A 13,317-nucleotide genomic window follows, 5' to 3' on the forward strand; every position below is an offset into this window, starting at 1 on the left:
GGTCAATAACCCCGCGCGGGGTCGACCTGGTGCAGGACGGTCTCGCCACGTTCCAGGCGCATGATGTTGTCGGCGATCTGCTTGGCCGCCGAGCCTGGAATGGCAACCGACGCCAGGTGAGGCGTGATCAGTACGTTGTCCAGCGCCCACAGCGGATCTTCCGGTGGCAGCGGCTCCCGGTCGAAGACATCCAGGGTGGCTTCGGCGATAAGCCCGCTGGCCAGCGCCTCGGTCAATGCGTGCTGATCGACCACGGCGCCGCGCGATGCGTTGATGAAGCAACTGCCCGCAGGCAGAAGCGCCAGCCGTTCGGCGTTCAACAGCCCACGGGTTTCAGGGGTCAGCGGAAGCATCACCACCAGGATGTCGCTGCCGGCGATGAAGCTGTCCAGCGCGTCCAGCCCACTGGAGCAGGTCACGCCGTCGAGCTGCTTGGCCGAGCGTGACCAGCCGCGCACGTCGAACCCCTGACGTACCAGTTCAGCCGCCGCGTAGGCACCGAGCTCGCCGAGCCCCAGCACACCCACACGTATGCTCGCCGGCAGGCGCGGATGCACGTAATGCCAGCGCCGCTCGCGCTGCGCGCGCTCGAAGGCCGGGATATCGCGCGCATAACGCAGCACGGCGAAGAGGATGTAGCTCGCCATCATGCGGCCCATGTCCGGGTCCGAAACGCGGGTGATGGGAATGGACGGCAAGTCGTCCCGCCCAACGAGCGAGTCCACGCCGGCGCCCAGGTTCACCAGCAGTTGCAGGTTGCGGTAGCGGGCGAAGAAGCCCTGAGGCGGCTTCCAGGCCAGCGCGTAGAGCACGTGGTCCGGGTCTTCGACGTCCTGCTCCTGGCAAATGCGCACGTGCGGAAGTAACGGTGCGAGCAGGTCGCGCCACTCTTCGAAGCTGTCGAACTGGCTGTAGAACACGAGCGTAGGCGTCATGGCTGGGTCTCCAGCAACTCGGCGGCGGCCGTCAGTGCCAGTCGATAGCCCATCGCGCCCAGGCCGGCGATCACGCCGGTGGCGGCCTTTGATACGTAGGAGTGATGACGGAAGCTTTCACGCTTCCAGATATTGCTCATGTGCGCTTCGATGATTGGCCCCTCGAAGGCCAGCAACGCATCGAGGATCGGCACCGAGCTGTACGTCAGCCCTGCGGCGTTGATGATGATGGCGTCAGCGTTCAGCCGTGCGTCCTGAATCCAGTCCACCAGCACACCCTCGTGGTTGCTCTGGCGAAATTCGAGTGTCAGGCCAAGTTCACCCGCATGGCGCTGGCAGCGCTGTTCGATGCTGGCGAAGCTTTCGCTGCCATAGGTGCCGTTCTTGTCCAGCCCGTAGAGGTTGGCATTCGGGCCATTGAGGAAAAACACGGTGTGCGGCATGGAAGGCTCCAGGGCGTCAGGCTACCGGGCGGGTCGCGAGCATGGCGGGGTGTTGGTCGAATTCGGCGAACCAGGCGGCTGCGGCCGGATGGTTGGCGCGCCAGTCGAGGTCGGGAAAGCGAAAGTCCAGGTAGCCAAGGCCGCAGCCGATGGCGATCAGGCCGATGTCATCCGGGCTGCGGCTGAACTGCGGTGCCTGGCGTTCGATTTCGGCCAGTGCCGCCCAGACCTTGGCCAGCTGCGACGTGATCCAGGTGTCCCACTGCTTTTCCGGCGGGCGGGCGGTGGTTTCATAACGTGCCAGCAAGGCGGCATCGACCAGGCCATCCCCCAGCGCCTGGCGGGCGAGACTGACCCAGCGTTGAGCGTCGGCACCAAACAGCGTGCCGCCGGCGAAGGCGTTCAGGTACTCGCAAATCACCCGGCTGTCGTAGAGCGACAAGCCGTCGGGTGTCTGCAGGGCGGGGACCTTGGCCAACGGGTTAAGGCGCGCGATGCGCTCGTCGCGTTGGACCGGGTGGGCGGCCGAGTCGAGCTTCTCGATCTGGTCGGTCAGTCCCAGGAGGTGCGCGGTGATCATGACCTTGCGGACGTAGGCCGAGGTCGAGGCGTAATACAGCTTGAACATGATGAGCCCTTCGTGTGCGCCACGCTTTGGCGTGGCGAGCGCGTTACGGTGCGTCGAACGTGAGCAGTACCTTGCCGATGTTCTCGTTCGCTTCCAGAATCCGATGGGCCTCGGCCGCCTGGCCCATTGGCAATCGCGCGTGGATCAGCGGGCGAACCTTGCCCGCCGCGAGCCAGGGCAGCAGCTGCTCGCGGATAGCCGCGGCCAGGCGCGCCTTTTCCTCGCTGCTCTTGGGGCGCAACGTCGATGACGTCAGGCTCAGGCTTTTGCGCATCAACAGTTGCAGGTCCAGCTCGATCTTCGGACCTTGCATGAACGACAGACTGACATGGCGGCCGCCCGGCGCCATGGCGGCAAGATTGCGCGCCACGTAGGGGCCTCCAACGCTGTCGAGCACCACGTCGACACCTCGCCCCTGGGTGCATTCAGCAATCACCTCGACGAAATCCGCTTCGTGTCGGTCGATTGCACGCCACACGCCCAGCTTTTCCAGTACGGCGATTTTCTGCGCACCCCCTGCCGTGGCGATGACCTTGGCCCCGGCGGCGTGGGCGCACTGGATGGCGAAGGTACCGACGCCACTCGCGGCCCCATGAATCAGTACGGTTTCGCCTTCGCGCAAGCGGCCAAGTTCGAACAGGTTGTGCCACACCGTGAACGCCGCTTCGGGTACGCCTGCAGCATCCTCCAGCGCCAGGTCCGCAGGCACCGGCAGGCAATGCGCGGCGGTGGCGACGCAATAGTGCGCGTAGCCGCCGCCGCTGAGCAGTGCCATGACCCGGTCGCCAGGGGCGATATCGCTCACGCCATCGCCCACGGCAACCACGGTTCCCGACGCTTCCAGGCCCAGCACGTCGGTCACACCGGGAGGGAGAGGCGCGCCGCTCCGTTGCATGAGGTCCGGGCGGTTGACGCCTGCAGCCGCCACGCGGATGAGCACCTCGCCGGTGTGCACATCAGGCAGCGCGCGCTGTACGCACTCGAGCACATCAGGACCACCCGACTCACGGGCGATCACAGCGTTCATCGTTTCAGGGGGCAGGTTCACAGGATCGCTCCGATTCAATGGGAAGGCTGGGCGTCGGCGGCAAAGGCGCATACGCCTTCATCGTCGAAGGCGAGGCCGGCAACGGCGCCCACAGGCCAGCGAGTCAGCGAGTCGAGCCCCGATTGGCGCACGAACAGGCGGGTTTGGCCCAGCGCGGGAACGTCCAGGTGGATGTCGACGTGGTCGCCCTGGAACACATGGTTGACGACGGTCCCGCTGAGCAGGGAGCCGGCTCCCAGCGGCACCAGGCGAATGTTTTCCGGACGCGCGTAGACGTTCAGGCGTGCGCCGACCTGGGCATGCACGCGGTCGGCCGGCAAGCGCAGCGTGGCGTCGCCCAGTTCCAGGCTGGCGGTCTCGTCGCGGCTCAGATAGCGGCCAGGCAGGATGTTGGCATCGCCGACGAAGCCGGCCACGAAGGGGTCTTCCGGACGCCGGTAGATCGCATCGGGCGTGCCGATCTGCCGTACGTGCCCGGCGGACATGACCACTACGCGATCACTCATGCTCAAGGCTTCGCTTTGATCGTGGGTGACAAAGACGGTGGTGACGCCCAGTTTGCGCTGGATCTCCTTGAGCTCGATCTGCATCGACAGCCGAAGGTTCTTGTCCAGCGCGGAGAACGGTTCATCGAGGAGCAGGACCTTGGGCCGGATCACCAGCGCACGGGCCAGCGCGACCCGTTGCTGCTGGCCGCCGGACAGTTCGCGCGGCTTGCGTTCGCCATAGCCGCTCAGTTTCACCAGCGCCAGGGCCTGCTCCACCCGCTCGGCGATTTCGGGCTTCGGCACGCCACGCATGCGCAGGCCGTAACCGACGTTCTTCGCCACGTTCATGTGGGGGAACAGCGCATAGTTCTGGAAGACGATGCCGATTTCGCGCTGGTAGGGCGGGGTTTCGGTGACCAATTGGCCGTCGATGAAGATCTCGCCGTTATCGGCGTCGGCGAAGCCGGCCATCAGGTTCAGCAGCGTGGTCTTGCCGCATCCTGACGGGCCAAGGAGGGTGACGAATTCGCCTTCCTGAATCTTCAGCGACACCTTTTGCAGCGCGATGGAATCGCCGAAGCGCTTGAGCACGCCATCGAGCTGAACCGCCGTGTTGATGCGCGGCGACGATGGCGCTCTGGTGTCGAGCGCAGGGGGAAGGGGCTTGATCTGTGCAGTCGCCATGGGCGCTCCGGTTACTGATGGGGCTAATGGATCAGGTGGCGGACCCGTCATCCGGAATGACCGCGATGACATCGATCTCCATCAGCCATTGGGGCTGGCCAAGCGCCGAGACGACCAGCCCTGTCGAGATCGGGAATACCCCTTTGAGCCACTTGCCCACTTCCTGATAGACCGGCTCGCGGTAGCGTGGGTCGATGAGGTAAGTGGTTGTCTTGACGATATGGGAGAGGTCCGAACCCGCTTCCTCGAGCAGCTGCTTGACGTTCTTCATCGCCTGCTCGGCTTGCGCGCGCGGGTCACCCAGGCCGATGAGATTGCCCTCGAAGTCAGTACCGACCTGGCCGCGTACATAAACAGTGTTGCCGGCGCGCACGGCCTGGCAGAGGTCATTGTCCAGCGACTGGTTGGGATAGGTCTGCTTGGTGTTGAACATGCGAATGCGGGTATGGGTGGGCATGCCTGGTAACTCTGCGATGGGATTGGCCAGAGCTTCCCATTGCTGTTGAACCGGCGAAACCAGCATTTGCGTTGAGTAGTGCTTAGGAAAAGCTGAAGCCGGTACAGCCGGCGCGGATTGCGATGATCAAGCCCGGCGCAAGCGGCGTACGAGGGCATTTTCGTCGGCGCTTGGCTTGCGGCCCCCCTTCATGCCTGAGGAGGCTGGAGCCGCCTGTGAGCAGCGCCACCGGATCGTGCTTTCGGCCAGGAATGGACATGTGGAGGGCTGGGCTGAGCGGCTTCCACATAACCAGAGCATTGCAGGGGCCGCTGGTGTTGGCCGGGATCAAGACGCCGCCAGGCCCCAGCAAAACCCGCCGCAAGCGACCACGGCGATGCTTGAGGAACCCAGGCGGGAGATCGGAAACACGCCTTTCAGTTGGGATACGCACACCTCGGTGTTGACCCTGCGAATGCGGGTATGGGTAACCATGGTCGGCTCCAAAACAGAAGTCATCAGGCGCGAGCCTGATTGAGCGGCGTCACGGCGCTGGCGAATTCATCTGCCTCGTCCTTGCGGCGGTACTGCTGGTACTTGCGCTGGATGGCGATCTGCTCGGCCACGTGCCTGGCGTCATGCCACACGCCCCAGATGAACGCCGAGCCCCGTCGAGACAGCCAGGGCAGGCCCACGAAGAAGATTCCGGGTTCCTTGCCCACGCCACGCTGGTGGCTGGGTTTGCCGCCTTCGTTGAACGTGTCGACCTGCAGCCAGCTGTAATCAGCGGCATAGCCCGTGGCCCAGATGATGCTCTTCACGCCGGCGGCGGCCAGATCCAGCTCTCGCAGCGGCTGCGCGATGCACGGCGCATCGGCCACACGTTCACGGGCAGCGGGTTCGAGTGGCAGATCGAGCCCATTACGGTCGACGTAGGCGTCTGCAGCATCGAGCAGCGCCAGGTAATTCTGATCGCCCTGATCAAGATTCTCCGCCAGGTCTGGCTTGAAAGTGACCTTGCTGTCCTCGAAGCGCTCGGTCAGGCCGACCAGGGTCATGCCGGCCTGGGCCAGGCGGCGGAAGTCCACGGTGTGGCCGCCCCGGGCACCGCTCACGGCGATGGTCACGTGCTCACGGCCCGGCTTCATGGCTTCGGTGTCCCACAACCCCAGCACACCCAGCCACCAGCAGAAATCGCGATTGCGATAAGCGCGTGGCGGGCGGTCATGCGGGCCTACCGACAGGTAGACCTGTTTGCCCGCACGCAACAGCTCGTCAGCAATCTGTACGCCGGAAGAGCCCGCGCCCACGACCAGCACGGCTCCATCAGGGAGCTGCTCAGGGTTGTAATAGTGTGCCGAGTGGATCTGATAAAGACCTTCGGTTTTCGGCGCGATGGCCGGAATCACCGGCTTCTGGAAGGGTCCGGTGGCACTGACGACTCGTTGGGCCAGCAAGGCGCCCTGGCTGGTTTCGACGGTGAAGCCAGAGCGCCCTACGTTGCGGGTCACTCGCTTGACTTCGACACCGCTGCGGATCGGGGCGTTGAATTGACGAGCGTAGGCTTCCAGATAGTCAGCTATCTGTTCCTTACCGGCAAAGCCGTCAGGGTCGATATCGAATTCACGACCGGGAAAGCGGTCATGCCAGGCCGGCCCGTTGGCCACCAACGAATCCCAGCGGCCGCTACGCCATGCTTCTGCCACCCGGTTCTTCTCCAGCAGCAGATGCTCGATGCCAAGCCGGCTCAGGTGCTCGCTCATGGCGATGCCAGCCTGGCCTGCGCCGACTACCACGGTATCGATTTCGGTCATTTCATCAGTCATCGCTGCATCCTTGGGCCGAGCGCGAACAGCCAGGCCACACTAAATACCGGTCACTACTTACCCGCGCCCGGGCCCAATTGGCCCAGCGGGTGTTCACACAGACAGCAGAGGCTTCAGTCCAGAACGGATGGATCCTGCTGGATCATCAGCTCCTTCATTTCTTCGAAGTGACGCTGGGAGAAATCGGTGATCTTCGTCCAGGCGCGGGCGGTTTTTTCCGCGACCTCATCGTCCAGCAGCTTGAGCGGCTGGCCGGTGGACCACGCGGTCACCAGAATCTGGCAGGCCCGCTCGAGGGTCCAGATGTCGTCAAAGGCTTCGCCGATGGTGGGTGCTGTCACCATCACGCCGTGGTTGCCCATCAGCAAACGGCTCTTATCACCCAGCAGGCTGGCCAGACGAGCGCCTTCGGCGACGGTGTCGGCCATGCCGCCGTAGAGTTCATCAACGGCCACGCGGTTGAAATAGCGTGCGGTGTTCTGGTCGATCGGCGGAATCTGTGGCTGAGCCAGGCACGCCACGGCGGTGGTGTACACCGGGTGCAGATGCAGCACGACCTTTACCTCGGGAAGACGCTGGTGGATTTGCCCGTGGATTGACCAGGCCGTGTTGTCGACGTCGTCACGCTCGGCGCTGCTGGCGTCATCCGCATCGAGGAGCAACAGATCGCTGGCACGAATGCGCGAGAAGTGTTTCCACTTCGGGTTCAGCAAGAACTGCTTGCCGTCGGCTGAAACGGTCGCGCTGAAATGGTTGGCCACCGCTTCATGCATATTGAGGTGGGCAATGATGCGGAACGTGGCCGCCAGATCTATGCGTGTCTGTTCTTCAAGAGACAGGGGCATCGGTTCTACTCCTACCGTTAGCGTGCGCCGCGGGGGCGCACACGGCTTCAGGTATCAGGGCTTGGGCATCAGCTCGGCGATTTCGGCTTCAGTTGGCGCCTGGAAGTTGTACTTCTTCAGCAGCGCTTCGTACTCGGGCGTCTTGCTGTAGGTATCCAGCGCCTCGATCAGAGCGGTCTTTACTTCGTCATTGCCCTTTTTCACGCCGAAGCCGTTGAGTACCGGATAAATCAGCGTTTCCGAGGAGATCTGTACGCGATTGCCAAGTTTCTCGATCAGACCCCGGGCGACGGCAGCGTCGGTGATTTGTGCTTCGACCGCGCGCGCCAGCAGCGCCTGGGTAGTCTGGGGATCGGTGCCGTACTCGCTTATCTGGATCGCACCTTTGCCGTTCTTGACGCAGTACTCTTCAGAGAGCTTCTGCAACTGTTGCAGCCACGAGGTGGCACCCATCGATCCGATCTTGTGACCACAGAAGTCTTCCGGCACCTTGGGTTGGTAGTCGCTGCCTTTGAGGGCAATGATCGCCTCGCCGCTTTTCAGGTAAGGGACCATGTCGATCACCTTGAGGCGCTCGGCGGTGATGTACATCGACGAGTTGGTAATGTCGAAACGACCGCCCTGCAGACCGGTGATCAGGTTCGGAAAGCGGGTGTCGATATGTTCGGCTTCACGCCCCATGACCTTGGCAAGGCCGTCGAGCAGCTCGATGTCGAAGCCGGCTGGCTTGTTACCTTCCATGTACTCGTAGGGATAAAAGGTCATGTCCGAGCCGGCGGTGATTTTGCCGGGCTGCTGGAAGGCCTGCGCGGCAACCGAGGAGAAGGCCATCGCCGTGCCAAGTAGGCCCAGCGCGAGCGGACGAGCGATGCTTCGAATGGTGTTCATGCAAATTCCCCGCGAAAGAGTAGGTAAGGTTTTTTAGGCATTTGCCAGGTCTTGCCCGGCTTGCTGCACGAAAAACGAAGCACCGCGTGGTTTCTGCGGCAGGCGGATATGGTTCGCAGTGCTGCGTACCAGGCCGCTCTCTTCGCCCGCTACCATGATCCCTTCGTGATCGCTGGGGAGCGGATTTTCGCCGAAAGGTAGAGCGTCTTCGGCGGCGTACACGCTGATGAACAGCGTGCGCGGGTATTCGGTTTCATTCGGTGCTGATGCATGCAGCAGGCGGGTGTGCATGAAGCACACCGAGCCCGATGGGCCAAAACACGCGATTGGCTGCTGGCAGTTCTGCTCCTCGACTTCGGCGTCAACCGAGCCGGTGAACCGGCCGTCATGCCAGTGCGACCACAGTGGCCCCTTGTGGCTGCCTGGGATGACATTCAGCGGGCCGTTCTCCGGCGTCACTTCGCTGACCATCAGCAGCGCGGTGACGATGTCGTCATTGCTGTGCGGCGTGAAAAGGAAGTCCTGGTGCCATTTCACCTGGGTGGCGGTGTGCGGCAACTTCGAATTGATCTTGCTGTGATGAAAGCGGGTACCGCTGCCGCCGATCAGTTGTCCGGCAATAGTTGCCATGCGCGACTTCAGGGCAGCGTAGGCAAACGCTTCGGAGATTTCCGTCGGCGACGCTACGCGGCGCAGCGAGGGATGGTCCGGGCGGTGGTCGCTCTCCACGTCGAAGCGTGGACGGCCATCGCGTGTTTCACCCCAGGCCTGAGTCCGGCTGCGGCTGTCTTCGACCCATTGGTCGAAGTCCTGCTGCAAAGTGGCGACTTCTTCAGTCGAGAGCACACCCTCGACCACCAGGAAACCTTGCTGATGGAACTGTTCAACCTGAGATTGGGAAATCATGGTGTTTCCTTCGGAATGGTTAAGGGTCAAGCCAGCGATACGTCCTTGAGGAACGCTTCCACCCGCGGGTGTCGGCCACTGCGCAGCACGGGTGGTGTGTCGTCGCACACGACCCGGCCTTTTTCCATGAACACGATGCGGTCGGAAACCTTGAAGGCGAAGTTCATCTCGTGGGTCACGATCACCATGGTGATCCCCTCCTTCGCAAGGGTTTCCATGACCTGCAGCACCTCGTGGACCTTTTCCGGGTCCAGCGCGGAGGTGGGTTCGTCGAACAGCATGATTTGCGGGCGCATCATCAAGGCCCGTGCGATCGCCACGCGCTGCTGCTGGCCGCCTGACAATTGCTGCGGGTATTTGTAGGCGTGCTCGAGCATCCCTACTTTGTGCAGCAGCTCGAAAGCCTGTTGGCGCAGCTCCGCTACAGGAGCGAGGCGGTGGTAACGCGGCGCCAGCAACAGGTTGTCGAGCACGTTCAGGTGCGGAAACAGGTTGAAGCTTTGGAACACCATGCCGATGTTCAGGCGGTGCTGGGCATGCTCCACAAAACGTGGCCTTTGCGCGCCTTCGCGGGTCAGCTGGATGAATGGCTGGCCGTTGATACAGATCTCACCGTTGTCGATCTGCTCCAGACCGATGAGCAAGCGAATCAAGGTCGTCTTGCCGGAGCCCGACGGTCCGATTACCGAGACCACCTCGCCCGGCTCGATGGCCAGACTGACAGCGCCCAGCACCTCGACATCGTTATAGGCCTTGTGCAGACGAGTGGCTTGCAGCGCAGGGGCCTGCTCATTGGCCACGACCGGCCGCGCTTGCACTGTGGCCTGGGTGGCAGGATGGGCAAGTACCTCAGGGCCTGGGGCAGGGCGTGGCTTGCGCTGTCCGACATCGAGAAAGCGCTCCAGGCGTTTGAGCAGGAAGTCGAACAGCGTCACGATCAGCACGTAGTAGAACGCCACCGCAGCCATGGTTTCCATCACCAGGAAGTTCTGCGAATACAGGCGCTGGCCCACCATAAGGATTTCCGTCAGGGAAATTACCGACACCAGAGAGCTGAGCTTGACGATGGAAATGAATTCGTTGGTCAGCGCCGGCAACGCTACACGCAACGCCTGGGGGATCACTACGCGCCATTGAATCCCGAGAAAGCGCAGGCCCAGCGCACGGGCTGCTTCGCTCTGGCCCTTTGGGATGGATAGCAGCCCGCCGCGGTGAATCTCCGCAACGTAGGCGGTTTCGCAGATCACCAAACCGATAAGACCTGCCCAGAACGGGTCGCTGATCAGAGCCGAGGTCGCGGGGATAGCCTGTGGCAGGTTGTAGGTAAAGATCAGCAATACCAACAAGGGCATGCTGCGAAACAACCAGATATATCCCCTGGCCGGCATATTGAGCAGAGCACGCGGCGACTGTTTGGCGAGTGCCAGTGCAAAGCCGAGAACGATACTTATCAGCCAGGTCAGGACACTCAGCTTAATGACAACCCACGCCGCCAGCCAAAAGTCCTTGTAGCTGAGCAGACTCAACGTGTAGTGAAAATCAAATGTCATAGTCAAACCGCCCAGCAAATAGAATCGAACAGCTGAAGTGTGGAGTTTCTTGAGCCGACCTCAAGCTGTGCCTTCAGAATGCGAACTCTTCTACATAGCGGTCAATTAGAATTTTTTTGATCTTGCATAGTGCTGGGCTATACAACAAAGCAGTTCGCTACCGATCAAAAAGGCGCACCACCTTTGGGCGTGGGTTCTTTAAAAGGCTACGTTAAGGTGCGAATCCAGTCATGACGAAAACATGAGCAAGGCCCTCAATCCAGCGCAACTAAAGGCGTCCGGTCGCTGGCACGACTTTCGCTTGGATAAGCAATAATTATTCAGATCACAAGCATGAAAAGTTTCGCCCTATAGGCTAAGCCGTGATGCACTTCACCCTGAAACAACTGAAGTATTTTGTGACCGTGGTTGAAGAAAACAGTATTGTCGAAGCCGCGCGCAGACTTCATGTATCGCAACCATCTATATCGGTAGGCATCCGAAATCTGGAGGAATCGTTCAATCAGATACTCTTTATCCGCCACCATGCGCAAGGCGTGTCATTAACGCCGAGTGGGCGGAGAGTCTATGAAAGAGCCAGAGAGTTGTTGCGACTGTCACAAGATCTTGAAAGTAGCTCGCGCGCAGAGAATGAGCTGATATCAGGAACTGTCGGTATTGGTTGCTTTGAATCCGCGGCGCCCTTGTATATGCCGAAGTTGGTAGCGGATTTCAAACAGAAATACCCGGATATCAGCGTGCAGTTATATGACGGCGAGCAGCATGAATTGCTGCTGGGGCTGCACCGGGGGCGTTTTGACCTGGTATTCACGTATGACCTGGAGCTGGGCGGTTCCATCGTGAAGGAGGCACTCAATGCTCCGCATAAACCCTATGCCCTACTGCCCGCCGGGCACCCGCTTGCGCAACGCAGCACGGTGACCCTCGGTGAGCTTAGCCAGGAGCCGATGATCCTGCTGGACGTGGTTCCGAGCCGCAATTACTTCGTCGATATCTTCAAGGAAAATGGCTACCACCCCAAGGTGGCTTACAGTTCACCCTCTATAGAAATGGTGCGTTGCATGGTCGGCCAGGGCTTGGGTTTTTCAGTACTGGTAACCCGCCCCTGCATGGACCTGACCTACGACGGGATGCGCCTGTCGCAGGTGGATATCGAAGACGAAATGCCGGTGTCCACGCTGGTGATGGCCTATCTGCGCAATGTTCAACCGACGTTAGCCACTCAGCTCTTTATGGAGCATGGCCGGCAAGCGAACCTGTCGCCGCTGGCCGCAACGCCTGCTTGAGGTCGCTGTCCACCGCGCCGGGAGCGATGGAGGTCATGCGTACCTTCCGCCACCGCCGCAGCCAGTTTGGCTGCCCGGCGTACGGCAATGGCTACCTTGGCTCCGCGCGCTGAGAGCAAGCGGGCCATTTCGGCGCTAGTACTGGCTGCCACCGGTTATCAACACCACTTTTCCTTCGATATCGTTAGTCATGACAACAGCTCTTCTTTAACGTCAGATTTGGCAGGGGAATAGCGCGGGTAATCCGTGAATCCCTGCTCGCCGCCGCCATACAGACCGGCGGCGTTCAAGGCATTCAGTGGCCAGCCGTTGGCGATGCGCTGGGGCAGGTCGGGGTTGGCAATAAAGGGCCGCCCGAACGCAACGAGGTCGGCCAGGCCAGCGTCGATCAGGCGCTCCGCGCGGCTCGCGGTGTACAACCCGGCGTAGATGATCCGTCCGCTGAAGGTGCTGCGCGCCTCACGACGGAACGCCTCGGGCAGATCGGGGGCATTGGGCCAGTCGGCTTCAGCGATCGACAGGTAGGCGATGCCTGCTTGCTCAAGCACCTTGATGGCTTCGATGTAGGTCTGATGCGGGTCTTCTTCGACGAAGCCGATGTACACGCGGTCTTCATCGGTGCTGGTGAACAGCGGTGTGAAGCGCACTCCAACGCGCTCCGGCCCGACCACGGCGCTGACGGCTTGCACCACTTCGCGCAAAAAGCGCAGGCGGTTGTGCAACGAACCGCCGTATTCATCGGTGCGCTGGTTGGCGTGGGCCGAGATGAACTGATTGACCAGATAGCCGTTTGCCGAGTGGATCTCGATGCCATCGAAGCCGGCGCTCAGGGCATTGCGCGCGGCCTGGGCGTATAGCTCGACCAGCGCCTGGATCTCGGCAACGCTCAGCTCCCGCGGCGTGGAGGGGTCGACCAGAACGCCAGTGCCAGCGCCCGTTTCGATAAAGGCTTTGACCTTCTGCGCCTGGATCGCTGACGGCGCAATGGGCGCGGCGTTGTCTGGCTGCAAGGCGGTGTGGGACACACGACCGACGTGCCACAGCTGGGCAAAGATCACTCCGCCTTCAGCGTGCACGGCATCGGTCACGGTGCGCCAGCCGTCAATCTGCGCCTGGCTGTAGATACCCGGCGTCCAGGCATAGCCCTTGCCGCGCGGTTCGATCTGGGTGCCTTCGCTGATGATCAGGCCGGCGCTGGCACGTTGTTGATAATAGGTGGCCATCAGGGCGGTCGGTACATCGCCAGGCTGGCCGCTGCGTTGGCGGGTGAGTGGCGGCATGACGATGCGGTTTTTCAGCGTGATGGAGCCCAGCGAGGTGGGTTCGAACAGCGAGCGGTGTTCCATGAGTCGAT

13 protein-coding genes are annotated in these 13,317 nt (G+C 61.7%); 1 reads left to right on the forward strand and 12 read right to left on the reverse strand.

The genetic code is table 11. The annotated features are described in order from the left end of the window. Nucleotides 1–2: 2 nt before the first annotated feature. The 11 genes from G7026_RS06045 to G7026_RS06095 all read right to left on the reverse strand — a co-directional run bounded on the left by G7026_RS06045 (nt 3) and on the right by G7026_RS06095 (nt 10,677). Nucleotides 3–935, reverse strand: a complete 933-nt coding sequence (locus G7026_RS06045) for a 2-hydroxyacid dehydrogenase (RefSeq protein ID WP_181069866.1) — start codon at nt 933–935, stop codon at nt 3–5. Next, nucleotides 932–1,378 (reverse strand): type II 3-dehydroquinate dehydratase, encoded by a 447-nt coding sequence (locus tag G7026_RS06050; protein ID WP_181069867.1) that lies wholly within the window; start codon nt 1,376–1,378, stop codon nt 932–934. The genes G7026_RS06045 and G7026_RS06050 overlap by 4 nt, the downstream gene beginning before the upstream one ends. 16 nt (nt 1,379–1,394) lie before the next feature. Continuing rightward, nucleotides 1,395–2,006, reverse strand: coding sequence for a glutathione S-transferase (locus tag G7026_RS06055; RefSeq protein ID WP_181069868.1), 612 nt, complete (start codon nt 2,004–2,006; stop codon nt 1,395–1,397). Between the two features lie 43 nt (nt 2,007–2,049). Further along, nucleotides 2,050–3,054 (reverse strand): NAD(P)H-quinone oxidoreductase, encoded by a 1,005-nt coding sequence (locus tag G7026_RS06060; protein ID WP_308811761.1) that lies wholly within the window; start codon nt 3,052–3,054, stop codon nt 2,050–2,052. A gap of 14 nt (nt 3,055–3,068) precedes the next feature. Beyond that, nucleotides 3,069–4,226: an ABC transporter ATP-binding protein gene (locus G7026_RS06065; protein WP_181069869.1), complete on the reverse strand. Its 1,158-nt coding sequence runs from the start codon at nt 4,224–4,226 to the stop codon at nt 3,069–3,071. Nucleotides 4,227–4,257: 31 nt separating this feature from the next. Continuing rightward, the gene (locus G7026_RS06070; protein ID WP_181069870.1) at nt 4,258–4,683 is read right to left on the reverse strand and encodes a RidA family protein; all 426 of its coding nucleotides are present in this window, start codon (nt 4,681–4,683) and stop codon (nt 4,258–4,260) included. Nucleotides 4,684–5,180: 497 nt separating this feature from the next. After that, nucleotides 5,181–6,488 carry a flavin-containing monooxygenase gene (locus G7026_RS06075; RefSeq protein ID WP_181069871.1) on the reverse strand — a complete coding sequence of 436 codons (1,308 nt, stop codon included), beginning with the start codon at nt 6,486–6,488 and terminating at the stop codon, nt 5,181–5,183. Nucleotides 6,489–6,601: 113 nt separating this feature from the next. Continuing rightward, a complete protein-coding gene (locus G7026_RS06080; RefSeq protein WP_181069872.1) occupies nt 6,602–7,333 on the reverse strand; it encodes a class II aldolase and adducin N-terminal domain-containing protein in 732 nt (243 codons plus the stop codon). 54 nt (nt 7,334–7,387) lie between these two features. Then, nucleotides 7,388–8,221, reverse strand: a complete 834-nt coding sequence (locus G7026_RS06085; RefSeq protein ID WP_181069873.1) for an ABC transporter substrate-binding protein — start codon at nt 8,219–8,221, stop codon at nt 7,388–7,390. Between the two features lie 33 nt (nt 8,222–8,254). Beyond that, on the reverse strand, nt 8,255–9,127 hold the full coding sequence (locus G7026_RS06090; protein ID WP_181070331.1) for a phytanoyl-CoA dioxygenase family protein: 873 nt from the start codon (nt 9,125–9,127) through the stop codon (nt 8,255–8,257). A 26-nt stretch (nt 9,128–9,153) separates the two neighbouring features. Beyond that, nucleotides 9,154–10,677 carry an amino acid ABC transporter permease/ATP-binding protein gene (locus G7026_RS06095; protein WP_181069874.1) on the reverse strand — a complete coding sequence of 508 codons (1,524 nt, stop codon included), beginning with the start codon at nt 10,675–10,677 and terminating at the stop codon, nt 9,154–9,156. A 362-nt stretch (nt 10,678–11,039) separates the two neighbouring features. Here G7026_RS06095 and G7026_RS06100 point away from each other — a divergent pair, with 362 nt between their 5' ends. Continuing rightward, nucleotides 11,040–11,963: a LysR family transcriptional regulator gene (locus G7026_RS06100; protein ID WP_181069875.1), complete on the forward strand. Its 924-nt coding sequence runs from the start codon at nt 11,040–11,042 to the stop codon at nt 11,961–11,963. 188 nt (nt 11,964–12,151) lie between these two features. Here the strand turns inward: G7026_RS06100 and G7026_RS06105 are convergent, their stop codons facing one another. Then, a complete protein-coding gene (locus G7026_RS06105) occupies nt 12,152–13,309 on the reverse strand; it encodes an alkene reductase (RefSeq protein ID WP_181069876.1) in 1,158 nt (385 codons plus the stop codon). Nucleotides 13,310–13,317 lie beyond the last annotated feature (8 nt).

The organism is Stutzerimonas azotifigens (assembly GCF_013522725.1).
Classification (GTDB): Bacteria; Pseudomonadota; Gammaproteobacteria; order Pseudomonadales; family Pseudomonadaceae; genus Stutzerimonas; species Stutzerimonas azotifigens_A.